Below are 22,601 nucleotides of genomic sequence, written 5' to 3' on the forward strand. Positions count from 1 at the left end.
GGGGGGGTGTCTGCGCGCCTGACACCCACCCACCGAGTCCCCGGGGGGTGGGCGGCCCTACACCCCCCCCCGGGGGGGGCGCGCGCGCGCCGCCCCCCCCCCCCCCCCGGGCGTCTCGGGCCGGAGTCGTGCTCCGGGCCGTGTCGGTGCTCTTAGTGCATGACGGCCATGGCCAGCGCGCGGCGGGCGCGCAGCGAGACGCGCTCGGCGCGCCGCTGCATGCGGCGGGCGGCGACCACGCGCAGGGCGCGACGTTCGACGTCGACCTCACGCATACGGTCGGCCATATGGGCACGGGCCATGGCTTCTGGGATGAGTTGCATTTCGCGGGTCCTGTTCTGACGCGAGGTGATCGCGCCGGCGGTGATGAAGTCTGCGGTGGCGGAGCCGTGCGGCTGCTCGCTGGTGGTGGCGTGCGGGGACATGAGGGCCTGCTTCAGGGGGTCGCGCGTGACGGGGCGGTCGATGGTTCCGTTGGCGGTCATGCCGCGACAACCGGGTTCTTGCGCGGACGGCCACGGGGGCGCTTGCGCGCTACCACGACGCCCTGGACGAAGAGCTCGCCACCCCAGACACCCCAGGGCTCGCGGCGCTCGAGCGCACCGGCGAGGCAGGCCTCGACCAGCGGGCAGGTGCCGCAGAGGGACTTCGCGTACTCGACGTCCGCCGGGGACTCGGCGAAGAAGACCTCGGGGTCGTAGGTACGGCAGGCAACGGGTACGCCGAGGTTCTCGATGGCGTCATCGAGCGCGGTCAGCGCGGTGAGGGGAGTCAAGGTGGAGTCCTCCGGGACTGCGGGCGGGGAGAGGGTCTGGGTCTGGGTTACCGACGGGGCGTGCGCTTCGAGTTGCACGGTGGTTTCTTCCTCGTCTTTGTCGTCTAGTCGTTCCGGCCGGTCGGCCGGGGGCGGCTGGGTCACCTCGTCACACCGACTGGACTTGCCAGTCCCGAGGCCCCTTCGCTCCGTCGTCCCTGTTCGGGGACAAACAGAAGGGCCGCGGATCCCGGGTGGGGTTCCGCGGCCCTGAAGGCGCCGGCCTGATCATGCGATCAGGCTGGATCACTCCAGGGTTCGAGCCCGCGGAAGGCCCACTTCAGGTGGTGCTGCTGCTTCGTCTGCTTCGTCTGCTTCATCTGGGATCCGGCACCGGCTGCGGCCGCGAATCCATAGGCGCCATGCGCCTGGGCTTCTGCTGCCATTACTGCCACCGGTGCCTTGGCCGGTCGCTCATTGCGCTCGCTGACCAGCAGCGCGACGGGCGCGATGGCGGCCAGGACAGGGCTGTCGGCGCGCATGGCGGACAGACCGGTACCCGTGAGCGGAAGGAGCGTGGAGGAACCGAGCGTGCAGGAAGCGGCGACCGAGCGATCGGTCATTTCGGTGGTGGTGATGAAGCTGGTCACTGGTCTCGCCTCCTCTCGGCGTCTCGGGGACTTCGGCCCGGAGGCCTGGTCCCATGCGTATTCGGATAAGTACAGCACGGATCCGGGGCTTCGGAGAAGCCCACCGTTTCCGTTGCTAAGAACCTATGGGGCTTCGCTGGGCATGTGCAAACTATTTTTCCGACGAGTTTCTACGCGTCGTCAGGATCTTCCGTCCCCGGGTCCTCACCTGCGCAGATGGCCAGCACGTCGGCTCCGTACCGCTCGAGCTTGCGGCCGCCCACTCCGGAGATCATCGAGAGCGTTCCCTCCTCCGAGGGCGCGGCCTCCGCGATGGCCATCAGCGTCTTGTCGGTGAAGACGCAGTAGGCGGGCATGCCCTGCTCCTTCGCCTGGACGGCGCGCCAGTCGCGCAGCCGCTCGTAGAGCCCTTCGTCCATGTCCGACGGGCAGTCCTCGCAGCGCATCAGCTTGAGCTCGCCGGCCTCGGTCAGGGTCTTCCCGCAGACCCGGCACAGGGCCGGCCCGCGGCGGCCGCGTTTGCGGGCCCCCCGCTCGGCCGCGCCGCCCATGGGGCTCCCCGGGGCCGCGGAGCCCGGCCGCAGGCCGTTCAGGAAGCGGCTGGGGCGTCGGGAGCCCCGGCCGCCCGGAGCGCGGGAGAGCGCCCAGGAGAGCGTCAGGTGGTGCCGGGCCCGGGTGACGCCGACGTAGAGCAGCCGGCGCTCCTCCTCGACCTGCTCGTCGGTCTTGGCGTAGGTGATCGGCAGCATGCCGTCGGTCAGGCCGACGAGGAACACCGCGTCCCATTCCAGGCCCTTCGCGGCGTGCAGCGAGGCCAGGGTGACGCCCTGGACGGTCGGGGCGTGCTGGGCGGCCTTGCGCTCCTCCAGCTCGATCGTCAGGTCGGCCAGGGTGGCGCCCGGCCGGGCGCGGGCGAAGTCCTCGGCGAGCCGGACCAGCGCGGCCAGGGATTCCCACTGGTCGCGGACGGCTCCGGAGCCCACGGGCGGCTCGGCGGTCCAGCCGGTGGAGCTGAGGACGGCCCGGACCTGGGAGCCGAGCTCGACGACGTCGTCGAGCAGCGGGTCGTTGCCGCCGGAGCGGGCGGCTCCGCGCAGCGCCATGATCGCCTTCTGCACCTCGGCGCGCTCGAAGAAGCGCTCGGCCCCGCGCAGCTGGTACGGGACTCCCGCGTCGGCGAGGGCCTGCTCGTAGACCTCGGACTGGGCGTTGATGCGGAAGAGGACGGCGATCTCGCCCGCCGGGACGCCCGCCGCGATCAGGTCCCGGATCCGGCGGGCGGTGCCCTCGGCCTCGGCGGGCTCGTCCGGGTACTCCGCGTAGACCGGGTCGGGGCCGGCCTCGCGCTGGGAGACCAGCTCCAGGCGGTGTTCGGCTGCGCGGCCCCTGGCCTGGTTCAGCAGGCCGTTGGCGAGGTGGACCACCTGGGGGGTGGAGCGGTAGTCGCGGACCAGCTTGACCAGGGTGGCCTGCGGGTACTTGGTGCGGAAGTTCAGCAGGTGGTCGGGGGTGGCCCCGGTGAAGGAGTAGATCGTCTGGCTGGCGTCGCCGACCACGCAGAGGCTGTCGCGGTCGCCGAGCCAGAGGTCGAGCAGCCGCTGCTGGAGCGGGCTGACGTCCTGGTACTCGTCGACCACGAAGTGCTGGTACTGACTGCGGATCTGCTCGGCGATGTCGTGACGGTCCTGGAGGATGCCGACGGTGAGGAGCAGCACGTCCTCGAAGTCGATCATGCCGCGGTCGCGCTTGAGCTGCTCGTACGTCCCGTAGATCTGGGCGATCTCCGCCAGGTCCCGGGGGGCTTCGCGGCCGGACTTGACGGCGGCCGCGGGATAGTCGGCGGGGACGGTCTGGGTGACCTTCGCCCACTCGATCTCGCCGGTCACGTCGCGCAGCTCGCCCCGGTCCAGGCGGATGCGGCAGCGCGCGCCCGCCTCGGCCACGAACTGGATCTTGCGCTCCAGCAGCCTGGGCACGTCTCCCCCGACCGCCTTGGGCCAGAAGTACTGGAGCTGGCGCAGGGCGGCGGAGTGGAAGGTGCGCGCCTGCACCCCGCCGGCGCCCAGCTGGCGCAGGCGGCCGCGCATCTCGCCGGCGGCGCGGTTGGTGAAGGTGACGGCCAGCACGCTCGCCGGCATCAGCTGGCCGGACCGGACTCCGTAGGCGATGCGGTGGGTGATCGCCCGGGTCTTGCCCGTACCGGCGCCCGCCAGCACGCACACCGGCCCGCGCAGGGTCGTCGCGACCTCGCGCTGCTCCGGGTCCAGGCCCAGGAGCACCGCGTCGGCCGTGTCGGCGCCGGCCGGGAAGGATGAGGAGTGCGTTGCTGCTGTCACCCCGCCATGCTGCCAGGTCTCGCGAGGCGGACGGGAAACTTGTCCACAGGCTGCCCCTGTCCGTCGTACTTGTCACACCGCCCGGACGGGAATGGCCGGGCGGTCCCGTACGTTCGAGTACTCGGACCACCGAGCCATCACGAAGGAGCGCGCAGCATGCAGGACACCGGCACCGTCACGATGTACAGCACGACCTGGTGCGGCTACTGCCGCCGGCTGAAGAGCCAGCTGGACCGCGAGGGCATCGCGTACAACGAGATCAACATCGAGCTCGACCCGGCGTCCGCGGCGTTCGTGGAGAAGGCCAACGGCGGCAACCAGACGGTGCCCACCGTCCTCGTGACGTCCGCCGCCGGCAGCGAGTCGGTCATGACGAACCCGAGCCTGGCCCAGGTGAAGCAGGCCCTCGCCGTCTGATCCGCACCCGCGCGCGGAGCGACCCCCGCCCCGGCGGGGGTCTTCCGCGTTCCGGGGTCCTACGGCGCCGTCGGGCGCGGCAGGGGCTTGCCGTACCAGAGCTCGACCAGGCGGGCCGCGATGGAGATGCCGGCCGGCGGGAGGACCTCGCCCGCCTCGATCGCCTCGCGCAGATCGTCGCGCGAGAACCAGCGGGCCTCCTGGATCTCCTCCCCGTCGACCGTGATGTCGGAGGTCACGGCGCGCGCCGTGAAGCCCAGCATCAGGCTGTACGGGAACGGCCAGGGCTGGCTGGCCACGTAGTCGACCTCGCCGACCCGGATGCCCGCCTCCTCCCACACCTCGCGGATCACGGACTGCTCGATCGACTCACCCGGCTCGACGAACCCGGCGAGGGTGGAGAAGCGGCCTTCCGGCCAGTGCACCTGGCGGCCCAGCAGCGCGCGGTCCTGGTCGTCCGTGACCAGCATGATCACGGCCGGGTCGGTGCGCGGGTAGTGCTCGGCGCCGCAGCCGGGGCAGCGGCGGATGTGCCCGGCGGCCGCGACCACCGTGCGCTCGCCGCAGCGGGAGCAGAAGCGGTGCATGCGCTGCCAGTTCTCCAGCGCCACCGCGTGCACCATCAGCCCGGCGTCGCGCGCGGACAGCAGCAGGCCGGCCTCGCGCAGGCCGGCCGGGCGGGCCGACTGGTCCATGCGGCCGGGCAGCGAGTCCTTCTGCAGCGCGAAGTACCGTACGCCGTCCTCGTCGGTGCCCAGGAAGTACCGGTGGGTCTCGGTGACCGGGGCCTCGAAGGCCGGGGTCATGACGATGGCGGTGGCGCCGTCGGGGGTGTCGTCGACCAGGACCTGGCCGCCGGAGACGACGAAGACGCGGGTCGTCGGGTGGCTCCAGGCGGCGGCGAGCCACGCCTCGTCGAGGCGGTGGTGGGCCGCGCGGTCGATTCCGCTGGGCGCGGCGAGCGAGATCGGGCGTTCGGGCTCGGTACGGGTGCTCACAGGTACTTCCAACTCCCCCGGTGGTGGGACACAGGCAGGCTCAGCAGGACGGGTGTGCGGTGGGACGGGGCGGGATCAGGCGGCTCCGGCCGGCTTCCAGTGGGCGGCCAGGTCGGCCCAGAGGTAGGCCGTCGTCTCGACGCCCTTCAGGAGCAGGTCGAGCTCGACCTTCTCGTTCGGCGCGTGCCAGCCGTCGGAGGGCACGGAGATGCCGAGGAACAGGACGGGCGCGTCCAGCACGTCCTGGAGGTCGGCCGCCGGCCCGGAGCCGCCCTCGCGGGTGAAGCGGACCTTCTGGCCGAAGGCCCGCCCCATGGCCCGCACGACCGACTGCAGCGCCGGGTGGTCCAGTGGGGTCAGGCACGGCCGGGTGGGGGCGCCGAAGGTGATGGCGTGCCGGATCCCGGCCGGGATCCGCTCCGCGACCCAGTCCCTGACGGCCGCCTCGACCTCGTACGGGTCCTGCCCGGAGACCAGGCGGAACGAGAGCTTCAGGTGCGCGGAGGCGGGCACGATGGTCTTGCCGCCGGGGCCCTGGTAGCCGCCGCCGATGCCGTTGACCTCGGCCGTCGGGCGGGCCCAGACGCGCTCCAGCGTGGAGTACCCGGCCTCGCCCGAGGCCGCGTGCGACTTGGCCGTGCGCAGCCACTCGCCCTCGTCGAACGGCAGCTCGGCGATCAGCGCGCGCTCCGCGTCCGTGAGCTCGGCGATGCCGTCGTAGAAGCCGGGGATCGTGACCCGCTCGCGGTCGTCGTGCAGGGCCGCGACGAGGCGGGCGGCGACGGTCGCCGGATTCGGCACGGCGCCGCCGAAGGCGCCCGAGTGGATGTCCTGGTCGGGGCCGTGCAGATCGATCTCGCAGTCGGCCACGCCGCGCATGCCCGTGCAGACGGTGGGGGTGGTCTCGGACCACATGCCGGTGTCGGAGACGATCACGACGTCGGCGGCGAGGCGCCGCGCCTCGCGCTCGACCAGCGCGCGGAAGTGCGGCGAACCGGACTCCTCCTCGCCCTCGATGATCAGCTTGAGGTGCACGGCGGGGGCGGACGCGCCGGTCGCGGCGAGGTGGGCGCGGACGCCGAGGGTGTGGAAGAACACCTGCCCCTTGTCGTCGGCGGCGCCGCGTCCGTACATCCGGCCGTCCTTGACCACCGGATCGAACGGGTCGGTGTGCCAGCCGTCGGCGAGCGCGGCGGGCTGCACGTCGTGGTGCCCGTAGACGAGCACGGTGGGGGCGGCGGGATCCTCGCTCGGCCACTCGGCGAAGACGGCGGGCGCGCCGTCCGTCCGCCACACCTCGGCGACCGGGAAACCGGTCTCCTTCAGCTTCGCCGCCAGCCAGTCGGCGCTGCGCCGCACGTCGTCGGCGTGCTCGGGCTGGGCCGAGACGGACGGGATGCGCAGCCACTCGGCGAGGTCGTCGAGGAAGGCCGCGCGGTGGGCGCCGATGTACGTGCGGACGACGCTGTCCGCCGGGGTGTCGCTCATGGCCACGAGCCTAGCCTTCCCTTCGGCGGTCACTTCGCGTGTCCGTTTTGCCTTGGAGGATCTGCTCAAGGCGGGCCCGGTCGGGGAGGTTCCGCGGGCGGATGACCCGGCCGCTGCGGACGTGGAGGAAGGCGGCGCTGACGTCGGCGAGGGGGGTGCCGGTGGCCTCCGCCCAGGCCAGGCGGTAGACGGCGAGCTGGAGGGGGTCGGCCTCGGTGGTCCGGCCGGTCTTCCAGTCGACGATCTCGAACGTGCCGGCGTCGGCGTCGCGGTAGACGGCGTCGATCCGGCCGCGGATCACGCGGCCGGCGAGGGTCAGCTGGACCGGCGCCTCCATGCGGTACGGGGTGCGGTCGGCGTACTCGCTGCGCTCGAAGGCCGCCTTGAGGGAGTCGAGGTCGGCCTCGTCGGCGATGTCCTGGTCGGAGCCGGGTCCGGAGCCCGCTCCGGAGCCGTCGGCCGCGCCGGTGTCGAAGCCGGGGAGGTCGGCGACGGGGTCGAGGACGTCGAGGTGGGGCAGCGGGAGCTCGTCGAACCGGGACTCGACCCAGGCGTGGAACCGGGTGCCCAGGCGCGCCGCGGGCTGCGGGGGCTTGGGCATGGGGCGGGCGAGGTCGCGTACGAAGCCCTGCTCGTCGGCGGCGAGGCGGAGCAGCTGGCTCGCGGAGAGCGCGGAGGGGAGCTCGACGTCGCGGACGGCCGCCCGGGCACGGCGGAGCTCGCCCTCCAGGGCGTCGAGGTCCCGGTCCCAGGAGGCGACGGCCCGCGCGTCCTCGGGGGTGAGGCCGGCGGGGGCGGGGGCGGGGGCGGGGTGGGCGGAGCCGTGCTCCTGCGGGCCCCAGCCTTCGGCTTCCGGCCAGAGGTCCTCGGTCGGGTCGGCGGGGGCGGCGGGGGCCGGGTGGCGCTCGGCTGCGGCCCGGTCCTCGGGCTCGGGCTCGGGCTCGGGCTCGGGCTCGGGCTGCGGCTCCGTCGCAGGCCCGGTCTCCGGCCCCGGCGCGTGCGCGTGCGGCCAGTCCGGGTCCTCCGGGGGTTCCTCGTCGTACGCGGGGTCTTCGCAGTCCGGGGGCCAGAGGTAGGTGCCGGGCTCCGGGGACGGCTCCGCCAAGGGCTCCGCGAAGGGCTCCGCGAACGGCTCCGGGGACGGAGTGCGGGCGGCGCGGGAAAGGTGGGATTCGACCAGGGCGGCCGCGTGACGGCGCAGCGCGAGGGAGTCCGGGTCCAGGGGGAGGGGCCAGGAGTGGTCCGGGGCGGAGTCCGTCGCCAGGGCCGGGTTCTCGGCGTCCGGCGCGGGCGCGTCGGCCCAGGCCTCGATCTCGCCGTGGCCGGACGCGCAGTGGTCGTGGAGGGCCGACAGGAAGGCGGACGGGCCCCGGGGCTTCTTCTGGGTCGGGCCCCACCAGTGGCCCGACGCGAGGAGGAGGGACCGGGGGCGGGTGAAGGTGACGTACCCCAGGCGCAGTTCCTCGACGGCCTTGTGGGTCTTGAGGGCGGACTTGAAGGCGCGCAGGCCCTGCGCGGTCCATTCCGGGGCCGCCGGGAGGGTGGCCGCGTCGCCGCGCAGGGCGTACGGGAGGACCTTCGCGTACGAGGTCCAGGCCTCGGGGGCCTTCTCCTTCGGGAACGAACCCGCGCACAGGTCGGGGACGACCACCACGTCCCACTCCAGGCCCTTGGACTTGTGGGCGGTGAGGACCTTGACGGTGTTCTCCCCGCCGGGCAGCGCGTGGTCCAGGCCCTTCTCGTACTGGGCCGCCGTGCGCAGGAAGGACAGGAAGGCGAGGAGGGAGGCCTCGCCGTCCAGGGAGGCGAAGCCGGCCGCCACGTCCATGAAGCTCGACAGGGTCTCCCGGCGGCGGGCGGCCAGCGCGTGCGGGGAGGCGGCCAGTTCCACGTCGAGGCCGGTCGTCGACAGCACCCGGTGCAGTACGTCCATCAGCGGGTCCGCGAGCGACCGCCGCAGGTCCCGCAGTTCCTGGGCGAGGTGCGCGAAGCGGACCCGGGCGGCGGCCGAGAAGGGCAGGTCGTCCGGGCCGGAGCCGGAGCCCGGGCCGGACCTGGATCCGGGGCCGGAGCCCGAGCCCGAGCCGTCCAGGAACGTTTCGAGCGCATCGGCCAGCGATACGACCTCCGCCGGGTCCACGCCCTCCACGGCGGCCGCGAGACGGTCCTCGTCGCCGGAACCGGAACCGGAACCTGCCCCGGACGGCGCGCGGGCGATCAGCGTGCGCGCCCGGCGGCCCAGCAGCGCCAGGTCCCGCCCTCCGATCCGCCAGCGCGGCCCGATGAGCAGCCGGACCAGGGAGGCGTTGGCCCCCGGGTCCTGGAGCACCTCGCAGACCGCGACGAGGTCCGCGACCTCGGGGAGGTGGAGGAGCCCGGACAGGCCGACCACCTCGACGGGGACGTCCCGCTCGACGAGCACCGCCTGGATCCGCGCGAAGTCCCCGGCCGAGCGGCACAGCACGGCGATCTCGCGCGGCTCCGTGCCCGTGCGGACCAGGTGGGCGACCGAGTCCCCGAGCCAGTCGAGCTCCTGCGCGTGGGTCTCCAGCAGCGCGCAGCGGACCGAGCCCGCCCGTTCCTCGCCCGGAGCGGGGCGCAGGGCCTCGACGCCCTCGTGCATCGAACGGAGCGGGGCGGCGAGCTCGTTGGCCAGGTCGAGGAGGCGGCCGCCGCTGCGCCGGTTCTCGCTGAGCGAGTACCGGGTGGCGGGGCTCCCGTCGGCGTACGAGAAGTGCTCGGGGAAGTCGTCGAGGTTGGCCACGGAGGCGCCGCGCCAGCCGTAGATGGCTTGGCAGGGGTCGCCGACGGCGGTCACCGCGTGCCCGGTGCCCCCGCCGAAGAGCCCGGACAGCAGCAGCCGCTGGGCGACCGAGGTGTCCTGGTACTCGTCCAGCAGCACCACCCGGAACTCCTCGCGCAGCAGCGCCCCCACCTCGGGCCGGGTGGTGGCCAGCTGCGCGGAGAGGGCTATCTGGTCGCCGAAGTCGAGGAGGTCGCGGGAGCGCTTGGCCGCGCGGTAGCGCTCGGTGAGCTCCAGCAGCTCGAGGCGGCCGCGGACGGCCTCGGGGACCTTGCGCAGGTCCTCGTTGCTCAGCTTGGCGCCGGCGAGGACGGAGAGGAGCTCCGTGTCGTACGCGCGCAGGCGCTCCGGCGCCACGAGGTGCTCGGAGAGCTCCCCGTCCAGTGCGAGCAGATCGCTGACCAGGTCGGGGACGGACTTGGTCAGGGACGGATACGGTCCGGGGGCCTCGCGGAGCACGCGTGCGGCGAGCTGGAAACGGGTGGCGTCGGCGAGCAGCCGGGCGCTGGGCTCGAGGCCGATCCGCAGGCCGTGGTCCTTGAGGAGCTGTCCGGCGAACGCGTGGTACGTGGAGATGCGCGGCTCGCCGCCCGCCGCGTCGGCCTCGGCCGGGGAGGGGTCGGGGTCGCTGATCCCGGCCCGGGCGAGGGCCTTGCGGACCCGCTCGGCGAGCTCGCCGGCGGCCTTGTTGGTGAAGGTCAGACCGAGGACCTGCTCGGGCGCGACGACGCCGGTGCCGACCAGCCAGACCACCCGGGCGGCCATGACGGTGGTCTTGCCGGACCCGGCGCCGGCCACGATGACCTGCGGGGCGGCCGGTGCGGTGACGCAGGCCATCTGTTCGGGCGTGAAGGGAATCCCGAGGAGCTCCTTGAGCTGCTCGGGGTCGGTCAGCACGGGAGAGGCGGGCTGGACGGACGGGACGGACGGACGCGCGGACACCTGAAAAGGCTAGCCGCCCGCGCTGACACTCCCGGCCGCGCCGGGTTCACTCGACGCTCTGGCGGCCCTCCGGGCGGGCGCTGCACGAGCTGCGGAAGGAGCAGTGGTCGCAGTGCTTGCCGACGGCGGGCGCGAAGCGCTCGTCGAGGACCCGGCCCGCGGCGGTGGCGAGCAGGTCGCCGACCCACTCGCCGGAGGCACCGGCCTCCAGGGCCTGCTGCGCCTGGATCCTGGGGACGGTGTCCCCGCCGTCGCGCTGGGCGGCGCCCTGGCGCAGCTGGACGAGCTCTGCCCCGCCCGGCTCGGGGCGCAGGCCCTCGAAGACCTCGTCGACGGCGCCCTCGCGCACGGCGAGCTGGTACACGGCGAGCTGCGGGTGGCGATCGACCTCCTTCGCCGTCGGCGCGGACTTGCCGGTCTTGAAGTCGACGACGTACGCACGCCCCTGCGGGTCCGCCTCGACCCGGTCCATGGAGCCGCGGACGCGGACGGCGTACTCGCCCGCTTCGATCGTGACGTCGAAGTCGTGCTCCGTGGCCACGGCCGCCCGTCCCCCGCGGTCGGTGTTGTGCCAGCGCAGGAAGCGCTCCAGGGCGGCGCGGGCGTTGTCCTTCTCCTGCCGGGACTTCCAGGGCGCGTCGAAGGCGAGCGCGTCCCAGACGGAGTCGAGGCGTTCCATCAGGACGGCCAGGTCGGCGGGGGTGCGCCCGGAGGCGACCTCGTCGGCGAGGACGTGCACGACGTTGCCGAAGCCCTGGGCGGCGGTGGAGGGGGCGTCGGCCTTGACCTCGCGGCCCAGGAACCACTGGAGGGAGCAGGTGTTGGCGAGCTGGTCCAGGGCGGAGCCGGACAGGGCGACGGGCCGGTCCGGGTCGCGGAGCGGGACGCTGCTGCGGGTGGGCTCGTACAGGCCCCACCAGCGCTGCGGGTGCGCGGCCGGGACCAGCGGGCGGTCCTCGTCGTCGGTGAGCACCGCGAGGCGGGCGAGGCGGCGGGCGGCGGCCTCGCGCAGGGCCTCGGAGGCCTCCGGGTCGACGGTGGTGGCGCGGAGCTCGGCGACGAGCGCGGGGACGGCGAGCGGGCGGCGGGGGCGGCCGGTGACGTCCTTGACGGGCACGCCGAGCTCGCCCAGGAAGCGGGACGGCTGGTCGCCGTCGTCCGCCGGTGCCTTGACGGCGGTGACGACGAGGCGCTCCCGGGAACGGGTGGCGGCGACGTAGAAGAGGCGGCGTTCCTCGGCGAGGAGCGCGCCGGGGGTGAGGGGTTCGGCGAGGCCGTCGCGTCCGATGCGGTCGGCTTCGAGGAGGGAGCCGCGGCGGCGCAGGTCGGGCCAGAGCCCCTCCTGGACCCCGGCGACGACGACGAGCCCCCACTCCAGGCCCTTGGAGCGGTGCGCGGTCATGAGGCGGACGGCCTCGCGGCGGACGGCGCGGGTGGTGAGGGTGTCGCCCGCGATGTCCTCGGCCTCGAGCTGTTCGAGGAAGTTGAGCGCGCCGCGGCCGCCGGTACGTTCCTCCGCGCGGGCGGCGGTGTCGAAGAGCGCGCAGATCGCGTCGAGGTCGCGGTCGGCGTTGCGGCCGGCGGGACCGCCGCGGCGGGCGCCGCGCTCCAGCCGCTGCGGCCAGGGGGTGCCGTCCCAGAGGGTCCACAGGACCTCTTCGGCGGTGCCGCCGCCGGCCAGGAGCTCGCGGGCCTTGCGCAGGAGCAGGCCGAGGCGCTGCGCGCCGCGCGCGTAGGCGGGGTCGTGCGCGACGAGCCGCTCGGGCTCCGCGAGGGCGCGGGCGAGCAGGACGTCGGAGGGGGCGGGGGTCCTGATCCCGGCGGCCCGCTCCTCGTCGCGCAGCGCGCGGCCGAGCCGGCGCAGGTCGGCCGAGTCCATCCCGCCCAGCGGCGAGGCGAGCAGCACGAGCGCGGCCTCGACGCCGACCCACCCGGCGTCGTGGGCGTCCGCGGTGGCGGAAGCGGGCACGGCGTCAGCGGTCTCGGCGTCGGCGTCGGCGGGCACGGCGTCGACATCGGCGTCGGCGGGCACGGCGTCGGCGTCAGGCCCGGTATCGGCGTCGGCGTCAGGCCCGGTATCGGAGGCGGGCTCCCCGGCGGGTGCTCCGGTCTCGGCGGCCGGCTCCTCCGAGCCGGCGCCGGTGGCCGCGCGGGCGGCCTCGGCGGGGGTTCCCGCGGCGAGGGCGTCCGCCTCGACGGCGGGGTCCGGGCCGGCGAGGGGGCTGTCCGGGCCGGCGAGGGCCAGGGTGCGCAGGGCCATCAGGAGGGGGGCGACGGCGGGTTCGTGGCGCAGCGGGGTGTCCGTGCCGTCCGTCTCGGCCGGCACGCCCGCCGCGATCAGGGCGCGGCGCATCTGCGGCAGGGTGCGGCCGCCCGCGCGGACCAGGACGGCCATGTCCTGCCACGGCACCCCGTCCTCCAGGTGGGCGCGGCGCAGGATGTCCGCGATGTTGTCCAGTTCGGCGCCGGCCGTCGGGTAGGTGTACACCTCGGCCCGGCCGCCCTCGCGGGTGGAGGCGAGCGCGCGGTGGGCCCGTACCGCCGCGGAGGGCAGGCGGGGCATCGGCATGCGGGAGGTCAGCTGCCGGGTGGCGGCCAGCAGTCCGGCGGAGGAGCGGCGGGAGACGGTCAGCGCGTGGACCCGGGCGCCCGGGAAGGAGGTCTCGAAGTCGAGGATGTTGTTGATGTCCGCGCCGCGGAAGGCGTAGATCGACTGGTCGGGGTCGCCGAAGGCGGTCAGCCGCCCCGCCGGGCCGGCCAGCGCGCGCAGCAGGCGCAGCTGCGAGGCGTCCGTGTCCTGGTACTCGTCCACGTAGATCGCGTCGTACAGGGACGACAGGGCGGGCGTCCGCTCCGCGAGCAGCACCGCGCGGTGCAGGAGCTCGGCGTAGTCCAGGGTGCCCTGGAGATCCAGGACGTCCAGGTACTCGGCGAGGAAGGCCGCCGCCGCCTTCCAGTCGGGCCGTCCGGTGCGGGACGCGAAGTCGGAGAGCTCGGCGGGGCCGAGCCCCAGCTCGCGCGCGCGGGCCAGCACGGCGCGGACCTCGTCCGCGAAGCCGCGCGTGGTCAGGGCGGCCCGCAGGTCGTCCGGCCAGCGGATGGAGCGGATGCGGCGCTGGCCCTCCAGCAGGGTGCGGACCATGACGTCCTGCTCCGGGCCGGACAGCAGCCGCAGCGGGTCCGCGAACAGGTCGGTGTCCTGATGGGAGCGGACCAGGCCGTAGCAGAAGGAGTGGAAGGTGGTGGCCTGCGGGGCGCGCGCCCCGCCGAGCCGCAGGGCGGTCCGGTCGCGCAGTTCCACCGCCGCCTTGCGGCTGAAGGTGAGGATCAGGACGCGCGCGGGGTCGGCGCCGGCCTCGACGCGGGCCGCGACCGTCTCGACCAGCGTGGTCGTCTTTCCGGTGCCGGGTCCGGCCAGGACCAGCAGCGGTCCGCCGGTGTGCTCAACCACCGCGCGCTGTGCTGCGTCCAGCACCACGGGATCCACCCGCTGCGGCCCGGTGCGCACGAGGCGGTACGCGTCCGGGGTCCGCGCACGCCGCCGCTCGGTGCGGTGGCCGTCGGAGGAAGAGGTGTTCACGTGGGGTGCCGGTCCTGGTGGGTCTGCCGTCGCAGCGGTCGCTGCCGTGATGGGGCCCGCAGCCGAAGCCAGAGCCGAAGAGGCAACGCTACGGCAACCCGTGCGGCCCGCGCAGTCTCGTCCGCGGCCCGCGGGGACGACTCCGCGCCCGCGCCGGGCCGGCGGCCGGGGCCGGCGTCCCGGCTGCCATCCGGGCCCACGCGTCCCCCGTACGGGGCTTCGTGCGCTCCTTCGACCGCCCGTTCGGGCCGTGCATGGCCGAAGCTGTCACATGTGACCTTCGTCCTGTCCGGCGTCCCCGTCCCAGCGCGCCCGACGCATGTCCAGGCGCGGCTCGCCGTCGCCGGTCAGGCGCAGCGGGGTGGCCTCGGCGCGGTAGTTCTCGAGCGCGCGCCGTTCGCTTCCGGGCAGGGGACGCCCGTCCGCCCGCACCACGCGCCACCAGGGCACGGCTCCGCCGTACAGCGCCATGACGCGGCCCACTTGGCGGGGTCCGCCCTCGCCGAGCCACTCCGCGACATCGCCGTACGTCATCACCCGGCCGGGCGGAATCCGCTCGGCCGCTTCCAGCACCCGCTCCGCGTACGCGGGCAGCTCTTCGCTCATCCGGCCCATGGTGCCGCACTCGAGCGGCACGGCCGCGGAAGGTCGTGTTCCGGACCGGCTCGCACCCTGCTGCCCCGGGCGGCGGCCGGTCCGTGCCACCATCTTCCGGGCGGTGACGCGTGATAGGTGATCAAGAAGAGATGGAAGTGACGGAAAAGGAGCAGGGTGTGAGCCCTCCGAACGGCGCGGCAGCGGACGAGGGTGCGCGCCCGGACGACGGCCCCGCACCAGGTCCTCCCCACGACCCTGCCCGCGACCCTGCCAGCGAACCCGCCCCCGTGCCCTTGCCCTCGCCCTCCAAGGTCTCCGCGTCCGACGCCGGGACCGGCAGGGGCACGGACACCGGCAAGGGCAAGGGCAAGGGCACGGACACCGGCACCGGCACCGGCACCGGCACCGGTTGCGAGGACACCGAGGCGCCCCACGGGCACACCCCGACGGCCGCCGACCAGGTCGAGGTCGACGAGCCGCTGCTGGCCGCCCGCGTCCACCGCCCCTCCGACCTCGTGCGCCTCCTCGTCGGCGTCCTCGGCATCGCCGTCCTCCTCGCCATCGCCGCCTTCGCCCACCAGACCACCGCCGGCCTGGAGCAGGACATCAGCAACGGCACCGGCCAGGCGCCGGACGTGCTGATCAAGGTCGCCGGTCTGGTGTCGAGCATCGCCGTGCTCCTCGTCCCGGTCGCCTTCGCCATCGAGCGGCTGATCAAACGCGACGGGCTGCGCATCGCCGACGGCGTGCTTGCCGCCGTCCTCGCGCACGGCGTCACCCTCGCCACCGACCTCTGGGTCTCCCAAGGGGCCTCCGAGACCATCCAGGACGCCCTGACCCGCCCGACCGGGCTCGGCGGGACCCTCACCGATCCGGTGCACGGCTACCTCGCGCCCGTGATCGCGTACATGACCGCCGTCGGGATGACACGGCGGCCGCGCTGGCGGGTCGCGCTGTGGGTGGTCCTGCTGCTGGACGCCTTCGCGATGCTGGTCAGCGGCTACACCACGCCCTTCTCGATCATCCTGACCGTGCTGATCGGCTGGAGCGTCGCGTACGGAACCCTGTACGCGGTCGGCTCGCCGAACGTGCGGCCCACCGGACAGAACCTCCTCGCCGGACTGCGCCGGGTCGGCTTCCAGCCGGTCAGCGCGATGCGCGCCGAGGCCCCGGAGGGTCCCGACAGCACCGAGGTCAGCGACCGCGGCCGGCGCTACCACGTCACGCTGGAGGACGGCCCGGCGCTCGACGTCACCGTCGTGGACCGGGAGCAGCAGGCCCACGGCTTCTACTACCGGGTCTGGCGCCGCCTCACGCTGCGCGGCATCACCACCCGGCGGAGCCTCCAGTCGCTGCGCCAGGCCCTGGAGCAGGAGGCGCTGCTCGCCTACGCGGCCATCGCCGCCGGAGCCAACGCGCCCAGGCTGATCGCCACCTCCGAGCTCGGACCGGACGCCGTGATGCTCGTGTACGAGCACCTGGGCGGCCGGAGCCTGGACTCGCTGGCCGACGAGGAGATCACCGACGCCCTGAGCCGCAACGCGTGGCAGCAGGTGCGGGCCCTGCAGTCCCGGCGCATCGCGCACCGGAGGCTGACCGGCGACGCGCTCGTGGTGGATCGTTCCGGCACGATCACCCTGACCGATCTGCGCGGCGGCGAGATCGCGGCCGGGGACCTGGTCCTGCGGATGGACATCGCGCAGCTGCTGACCACGCTGGGCCTGCGGGTCGGCGCCGAGCGGTCGGTCGCCTCCGCGGTGTCGGTGCTCGGCCCGGACGCGGTGGCGGACTGCCTGCCGCTGCTCCAGCCGATCGCCCTGAGCCGCTCCACGCGGTCGACGCTGCGCAGGCTCGCGCGGGAGCGCGCGGACCGGCAGCGGGAGGCCGTACTGGAGTCCTCGCGGGCGGCGAAGGCGGCGCGCGAGGCGGATTCCGCGACGGCCGCGGGCTCCGCCGCCGCCTCGGCGGCGGCGGACAAGAAGGCGGAGAAGCGGGCGCTGGACGACGCCCTGGACGGCGCGCGCGAGGAGGACCTGCTGAGCCAGATCCGCCAGCAGGTGCTGCTGATCCGTCCGCAGGCTCCGGTGGAGCCGGCCCGGCTGGAGCGGATCCGGCCGCGGACGCTGGTGTCGTTCATCGCCGGCGCCTTCGGCGCGTACTTCCTGCTCACGCAGCTGGCCCACGTGGAGTTCGGGACCATCGTGGGCGAGGCGCAGTGGGGCTGGGTCGGCGCGGCCCTCGCCTTCTCGGTGCTGACGTACTTCGCGGCGGCGATGAGCCTGCTGGGCTTCGTGCCGGAGCGGGTGTCGTTCGTGCGGACCGTACTCGCGCAGGTGGCGGGCTCCTTCGTGAAGCTGGTCGCGCCGGCGGCGGTGGGCGGTGTCGCCCTGAACACCCGGTTCCTGCAGCGGGCCGGGGTCCGGCCGGGGCTCGCGGTGGCGAGCGTGGGCGCCTCCCAGCTGTTCGGGCTGGCCAGCCACATCCTGCTGCTGCTGTCCTTCGGCTATCTGACGGGGACGGAGAAGACCCCGGAGATGACCCCGTCCCGGACGGTCATCGCGGGTCTGCTGACGGTGGCGGTACTGGTGCTGGTGGTGACGGCGGTGCCGTTCATGCGGAAGTTCGTGGTGACGCGGGTCCGGGCGCTGTTCGCCGGCGTCGTGCCGCGCATGCTGGACGTGCTGCAGCGGCCGCAGAAGCTCGTCACCGGCATCGGCGGCATGCTGCTGCTGACCGGCTGCTTCGTGATGTGCCTGGACGCGTCGATCCGGGCGTTCGGGGGCGGCCAGGACATCAGCTACGCGAGCATCGCGGTGGTCTTCCTCGCGGGCAACGCGCTGGGGTCGGCCGCGCCGACGCCGGGCGGCATGGGCGCGGTGGAGACCACCTTGACCCTGGGCCTGATCGCGGCGGGGCTGGACAAGGAGGTCGCGATCTCGGCGGTGCTCCTGTTCCGGCTCATGACCTTCTGGATCCCGGTGCTTCCGGGCTGGATCTCGTTCAACTTCCTGACCCGCAAAGAGGCCATCTGACGAGGGGCGGACAGGGCGACCGCGCGGGCCGGGTGGGCCCGAAGGGGATCGCAGCATCCCGCACGCCGGAACCACCGCCGCGATCCCGTTCGGCAGCGCCCGCGCGCGGCGAGCGGCCGGTCCTGGGCGGGCTCTACGAGCACCTCTCCGCCCGCGCACGCGAACTCGGGCTCTTCGACGGCCGGCAGCGGTCCGTGCGCCGGCCGCCGATGGACGTCTCCTCGGGCCGCGGGTTCGTCTTCGTCTCACACACCGGCGAGGTGCACCCCAGCGGCTTCCTGCCCGTCTCGGCGGGCAGCGTGAAGAACCACGCGCTGACCGACATCTACCGGGGCTCGGCGCTGTTCACCACGCTGCGCGACCCGCGCGGGAAGCGCGGGGCGTGCGAGTTCAGGACGGTGGGCGGGGGATCGCGCTCCCGGGCCTCCGGCTTCACGGACGACGTGCTGGAGGCCGACCCGTACCGCGCGTACGAGCCGGGCAGCTTCCCCCATCAGGAAGACCTCCGCGCTCTGGCCGAAAGCACGAGGCGCTGAGGCGCCGGCTCCCCTATGTTTCAAAAGGGATGAATCGGCCACGGGCCGGGCCAGGAGATGGGCAATGCGCACAACACGTTCAGTGATCGTCATCGGCGGCGGGATCAGCGGTCTGGCCGCGGCCTGGCAGCTGCGCGGCCAGGCCGACGTGACCGTTCTGGAGAGCAACGCCCGGGTCGGCGGGAAGCTGCGGACCGGCACCATCGCGGGCATCACGGTCGACGAGGGCGCGGAATCCCTCATGGCCCTGCGCCCGGAGGCGGTGGAACTGGCCGCCGCCGTCGGACTGGGCGACTCCCTCTGCGACCCGGCGCAGGCACCCACCACCATCTGGACCAACGGCGCGCTGCGCCCGCTGCCCCCCGGCCATGTGATGGGCGTCCCGACCGATCCCTCCGCCCTGATCGGCACCGGACTCCTCTCCCCCGAGGGCGTCATGCGCGTCGCCGCCGAGGAGACCCTCCCGGCCACGCCGCTGACCGAGGACTGCTCGGTCGGCGCCTACCTGGGGGCCCGCTTCGGCCAGGAGGCCGTGGACCGCCTCGTCGAACCCCTGCTGGGCGGGGTCTACGCCGGCCTCGCCGAGCGGCTCTCGCTGCGCGCCGCCATGCCCCGGATCGCGGCCCTCGCCGAACGGGGCGCTCCCCTGCTGCCCGCCCTGCGCCGGATGCGCTCCGCCGGCGCCCCGCGCTCGGCGGCCGTGGCCGTACGGGGCGTCGTCGGCGGCACCGGACGCTTCCCGGCGGCCGTCGCGGACGCCTGCGGGGCGCGCGTCCTCACCGGCACGACGGCCCGCTCGCTCCAGCGGGTGGCCGGCGACCGCTGGCGCGTCCAGGCGATGACCGGCGACGGCGTGCTGACGATGGAGGCCGACGCCGTGATCCTCGCGCTGCCCGCCTTCGCGGCGGCCGAGCTGCTGCGTCCCCACTCGCCGATGGCCGAGGCCGAGCTCTCCTCGATCCCGCACGCCTCGACGGCCGTCATCACCATGGCCTTCTCCCGCGCACAGGCCCATTTCCTCCCCACGGGCAACGGTTTCCTGGTGCCGCCGGTCGACGGCCACACCCTGAAGGCCGCCTCCTTCCTCTCCAACAAGTGGTCCTGGCTCCACGACTCCGCCCCCGAGACCTTCGTGCTCCGGGCCTCCATCGGCCGCATCGGCGAGGACGAGCTCCTGAGCCGCTCCGACCGCCACCTGGTCCGCTCGGCCATCGCCGAACTCCACCGCGCGGTCGGCCCGATGGGCGAACCCCTGGCCAGCCGCGTCACCCGCTGGGACCGCGGCCTGCCCCAGTACGGCGTCGGCCACCGCGAACGCGTCGCCCGCATCCGCGAGGCCGCGGGCAAGCTCCCGCGCCTGGCCCTGTGCGGAGCGGCCTACGAGGGCGTCGGCGTGGCCGCCTGCGTCGCGACGGGCCGCGCCGCGGCCCGTCAGATCCTGGCGCAGTCGTAGCCGGACCCGAGCGCCCGCCTGACCCGGATGGGTCAGCGCGCGGGCGGCCCGGCCGGGGGGACCACACGATGGGGACATGCCGACCCACACCCTCCGGATCGCCGCTGCCGCCGCCGCTGCCGCCGCGCTGCTCGCCACCAGTGCCTGCTCCGACGGTGGGGGCGGCGGGAAGCGGGGCAAGGACGGCGCCGCCCAGGGGGCCAAGGACCTGAAGTGGGGCGACTGCGAGGCCCCCACCGCCGCCCAGGGCGGTGGGCAGGTACCCGGCAAGGACTGGCAGTGCGCCGTCCTCGAGGTGCCCCTCGACTACGCCAAGCCCGAGGGCGAGACGATCGAGCTCGCCCTGATCCGGGCCAAGGCCCGGGACAAGAAGAACCGGCTCGGGTCCCTCGTCTTCAACTTCGGCGGCCCCGGCGGCTCGGGCATCGCCACCCTGCCCGGGGCGGCCGGCGAGTACGCGGCCCTGCGCGACCGGTACGACCTGGTCAGCTTCGACCCCCGGGGGGTCGGCCGCAGCGCGCCCGTCACCTGCGAGAACGACAAGCAGCTGGACGCGTACTACTCCGCGGACTCCACCCCCGCGACCCCGGAGGAGGAGAAGGTCTTCCTCGACAACATCGAGAAGTACCAGAAGGCCTGCGTGACGAACGCCGGCACGGTGCTGCCCCACGTGGGAACGGAGAACGCCGCCCGCGACCTGGACCGGATCCGCCAGGCACTCGGCGACGAGAAGCTGAACTACTTCGGCATCTCCTACGGAACCGAGCTCGGCGGGGTCTACGCCCACCTCTTCCCCAAGAACGTCGGCCGGGCCGTCTTCGACGCCGTCGTCGACCCGACCAAGGACTCCGAGCAGGGGGCGCTCGGCCAGGCCAAGGGCTTCCAGCTCGCGCTCGACAACTTCGCCCAGGACTGCCTGAACCGCGGCGACGCCTGCCGCCTCCAGGGCAGCACCGTCAAGGAGATCGAGGCGAACATCATCAAGCTCCAGAAGGAGCTGGCGGCCAAGCCCATCGCCGGCATCGGCGACCGCATGCTGACGGAGACGGCCGCGACCAACGGCATCGCCCAGTCGCTGTACTCCCAGGAGCTGTGGCCGCTGCTGGAGCAAGGGCTCGACGAGGCCGAAGGCGGCCAGGGCCAGTTGCTCCTCGCCCTGTCGGACTCGCTCAACGGACGCGATCAGCAGGGCCATTACAGCAACATCGGCGCCGCGAACACGGCGATCAACTGCGCCGACTCCAAGGACCGTTACACCCTCGCGCAGACGAAGGCCAAGCTGCCGGAGTTCCGCGCCGCCTCGCCCGTCTTCGGGGAGTTCCTCGGCTGGGCCATGATGAGCTGCACCGACTGGCCCGTCCCGGGCGCCTGGAACACCCCGGACGTGTCCGCGCCGGGCGCGGCGCCGATCCTGGTGATCGGCAACACCGGTGACCCGGCGACCCCGTACGAGGGCGCGCGCAAGATGGTCGAGCGGCTGGGCCCCGGCGTCGGTGTGGAGCTGACGTACAAGGGCGAGGGTCACGGCGCGTACAACAGCGGCGACAAGTGCGTGCAGGAGGCGGTCAATTCCTACCTGCTGGACGGCAAGGTTCCCCCCGCGAACACCGTCTGCACGGCCTCGCCCACCGCGCCGCCCCCGTCCGCGCCCCCGTCCGCCCCCACCCCGCTGCCGTCTTCGGTGTAGCGCAGGCGCCTCCGGGGGGCCTGGACGTCATGAACGATCAGATGGGGGGCCACCCGCCGGACACGCCGGAGGGGCCGTACCTCGCGCAGGCGGGATACGGCCCCTCCGGATGACTGCCTAGTAGACGGGCTTGTCGGGCTCGATCTGGTGGACCCAGCCGATGACGCCGCCGCCGACGTGGACCGCGTCCGCGAAGCCGGCGGACTTCAGGATCGCGAGGACTTCCGCACTGCGGACACCCGTCTTGCAGTGCAAGACGATGCGCTTGTCCTGCGGGAGGTCCTGGAGGGCGGTGCCCATCAGGAACTCGCCCTTGGGGATCAGCTTCGCGCCGGGGATCGAGACGATCTCGTACTCGTTGATCTCGCGGACGTCGATGATCTCGATCGGCTCGTCGGTGTCGATCCACTCCTTGAGCTGCTTGGGAGTGATCGTCGCGCCGAGCGCGGCCTCCTGGGCCTCCTCCGACACGACGCCGCAGAAGGCCTCGTAGTCGATGAGCTCGGTGACGGTCGCGTTCGGACCGCAGACCGCGCAGTCGGGGTCCTTGCGGACCTTGACCTGGCGGTACTGCATCTCCAGGGCGTCGTAGATCATCAGGCGGCCGACCAGCGGCTCGCCGACGCCCGTGAGGACCTTGATGGCCTCGGTGACCTGGATGGACCCGATGGACGCGCAGAGCACGCCCAGCACGCCGCCCTCGGCGCAGCTCGGGACCATGCCCGGCGGGGGCGGCTCCGGGTAGAGGCAGCGGTAGCACGGGCCGTGCTCGGACCAGAAGACCGAGGCCTGGCCGTCGAAGCGGTAGATCGAACCCCATACGTACGGCTTGTTCAGCAGGACGCAGGCGTCGTTCACGAGGTAGCGCGTGGCGAAGTTGTCCGTGCCGTCGACGATGAGGTCGTACTGGCTGAAGATCTCCATCACGTTCTCGGCTTCGAGCCGCTCTTCGTGAAGGACCACGTTCACGTACGGGTTGATGCCCAGCACGCTGTCGCGGGCCGACTCGGCCTTGGAACGGCCGATGTCCGCCTGGCTGTGGATGATCTGGCGCTGGAGGTTCGACTCGTCGACCTCGTCGAACTCCACGATGCCCAGCGTGCCGACGCCGGCCGCGGCCAGGTACATGAGGGCGGGCGAGCCGAGGCCGCCCGCGCCCACGGCCAGCACCTTGGCGTTCTTCAGGCGCTTCTGGCCGTCCATCCCGACATCCGGGATGATCAGGTGGCGGGAGTACCGACGGACCTCGTCAACGGTGAGCTCAGCAGCTGGCTCTACCAGGGGTGGCAGCGACACGGGGACTCCGTAGATGATTAAGTCTTAACGGT

General features: G+C 73.7%; 15 protein-coding genes. 5 read left to right on the top strand and 10 right to left on the bottom strand.

Features of this window, described 5'->3' with window-relative positions:
• Positions 1-152 precede the first annotated feature (152 nt).
• From ACWF9Z_RS27100 to ACWF9Z_RS27115, 4 genes are all read right to left on the bottom strand, one after another.
• Complete coding sequence (locus ACWF9Z_RS27100; RefSeq protein ID WP_453606039.1) at positions 153-485, bottom strand: hypothetical protein; 333 nt, start codon at positions 483-485, stop codon at positions 153-155.
• A complete protein-coding gene (locus tag ACWF9Z_RS27105) occupies positions 482-853 on the bottom strand; it encodes a WhiB family transcriptional regulator (RefSeq protein WP_453606041.1) in 372 nt (123 codons plus the stop codon). The genes ACWF9Z_RS27100 and ACWF9Z_RS27105 overlap by 4 nt, the downstream gene beginning before the upstream one ends.
• A gap of 197 nt (positions 854-1,050) precedes the next feature.
• A complete protein-coding gene (locus tag ACWF9Z_RS27110) occupies positions 1,051-1,404 on the bottom strand; it encodes a hypothetical protein (RefSeq protein WP_453606042.1) in 354 nt (117 codons plus the stop codon).
• A 170-nt stretch (positions 1,405-1,574) separates the two neighbouring features.
• Positions 1,575-3,740, bottom strand: a complete 2,166-nt coding sequence (locus ACWF9Z_RS27115; RefSeq protein ID WP_453606044.1) for an ATP-dependent DNA helicase UvrD2 — start codon at positions 3,738-3,740, stop codon at positions 1,575-1,577.
• 156 nt (positions 3,741-3,896) lie between these two features.
• On the opposite strand from ACWF9Z_RS27115, the gene ACWF9Z_RS27120 reads away from it, so the two are divergent.
• Positions 3,897-4,157: a mycoredoxin gene (locus tag ACWF9Z_RS27120; RefSeq protein WP_356654937.1), complete on the top strand. Its 261-nt coding sequence runs from the start codon at positions 3,897-3,899 to the stop codon at positions 4,155-4,157.
• Between the two features lie 59 nt (positions 4,158-4,216).
• Here ACWF9Z_RS27120 and nudC read toward each other — a convergent pair whose 3' ends face one another.
• The 5 genes from nudC to ACWF9Z_RS27145 form a co-directional block, all read right to left on the bottom strand.
• The gene (nudC, locus tag ACWF9Z_RS27125) at positions 4,217-5,167 is read right to left on the bottom strand and encodes an NAD(+) diphosphatase (RefSeq protein ID WP_453606045.1); all 951 of its coding nucleotides are present in this window, start codon (positions 5,165-5,167) and stop codon (positions 4,217-4,219) included.
• A gap of 63 nt (positions 5,168-5,230) precedes the next feature.
• Complete coding sequence (locus ACWF9Z_RS27130) at positions 5,231-6,643, bottom strand: dipeptidase (protein ID WP_453606047.1); 1,413 nt, start codon at positions 6,641-6,643, stop codon at positions 5,231-5,233.
• A gap of 10 nt (positions 6,644-6,653) precedes the next feature.
• The gene (locus ACWF9Z_RS27135; RefSeq protein WP_453606048.1) at positions 6,654-10,388 is read right to left on the bottom strand and encodes a UvrD-helicase domain-containing protein; all 3,735 of its coding nucleotides are present in this window, start codon (positions 10,386-10,388) and stop codon (positions 6,654-6,656) included.
• A gap of 46 nt (positions 10,389-10,434) precedes the next feature.
• The gene (locus tag ACWF9Z_RS27140) at positions 10,435-13,968 is read right to left on the bottom strand and encodes an ATP-dependent helicase (protein WP_453606050.1); all 3,534 of its coding nucleotides are present in this window, start codon (positions 13,966-13,968) and stop codon (positions 10,435-10,437) included.
• A gap of 267 nt (positions 13,969-14,235) precedes the next feature.
• Positions 14,236-14,583 carry an MGMT family protein gene (locus ACWF9Z_RS27145; RefSeq protein WP_356654979.1) on the bottom strand — a complete coding sequence of 116 codons (348 nt, stop codon included), beginning with the start codon at positions 14,581-14,583 and terminating at the stop codon, positions 14,236-14,238.
• Positions 14,584-14,714: 131 nt separating this feature from the next.
• Here ACWF9Z_RS27145 and ACWF9Z_RS27150 point away from each other — a divergent pair, with 131 nt between their 5' ends.
• The 4 genes from ACWF9Z_RS27150 to ACWF9Z_RS27165 all read left to right on the top strand — a co-directional run bounded on the left by ACWF9Z_RS27150 (position 14,715) and on the right by ACWF9Z_RS27165 (position 21,273).
• Complete coding sequence (locus tag ACWF9Z_RS27150) at positions 14,715-17,597, top strand: lysylphosphatidylglycerol synthase transmembrane domain-containing protein (protein ID WP_453606052.1); 2,883 nt, start codon at positions 14,715-14,717, stop codon at positions 17,595-17,597.
• A 32-nt stretch (positions 17,598-17,629) separates the two neighbouring features.
• Complete coding sequence (locus tag ACWF9Z_RS27155) at positions 17,630-18,133, top strand: hypothetical protein (protein ID WP_453606054.1); 504 nt, start codon at positions 17,630-17,632, stop codon at positions 18,131-18,133.
• A 64-nt stretch (positions 18,134-18,197) separates the two neighbouring features.
• On the top strand, positions 18,198-19,586 hold the full coding sequence (hemG, locus tag ACWF9Z_RS27160) for a protoporphyrinogen oxidase (protein ID WP_453606056.1): 1,389 nt from the start codon (positions 18,198-18,200) through the stop codon (positions 19,584-19,586).
• Between the two features lie 76 nt (positions 19,587-19,662).
• Complete coding sequence (locus ACWF9Z_RS27165; RefSeq protein ID WP_453606057.1) at positions 19,663-21,273, top strand: alpha/beta hydrolase; 1,611 nt, start codon at positions 19,663-19,665, stop codon at positions 21,271-21,273.
• Between the two features lie 117 nt (positions 21,274-21,390).
• On the opposite strand, the gene moeZ is transcribed toward ACWF9Z_RS27165, so the two are convergent.
• A complete protein-coding gene (moeZ, locus tag ACWF9Z_RS27170; protein WP_356654952.1) occupies positions 21,391-22,569 on the bottom strand; it encodes an adenylyltransferase/sulfurtransferase MoeZ in 1,179 nt (392 codons plus the stop codon).
• Positions 22,570-22,601 lie beyond the last annotated feature (32 nt).

It is taken from the genome of Streptomyces sp. NPDC054961, assembly GCF_053609145.1.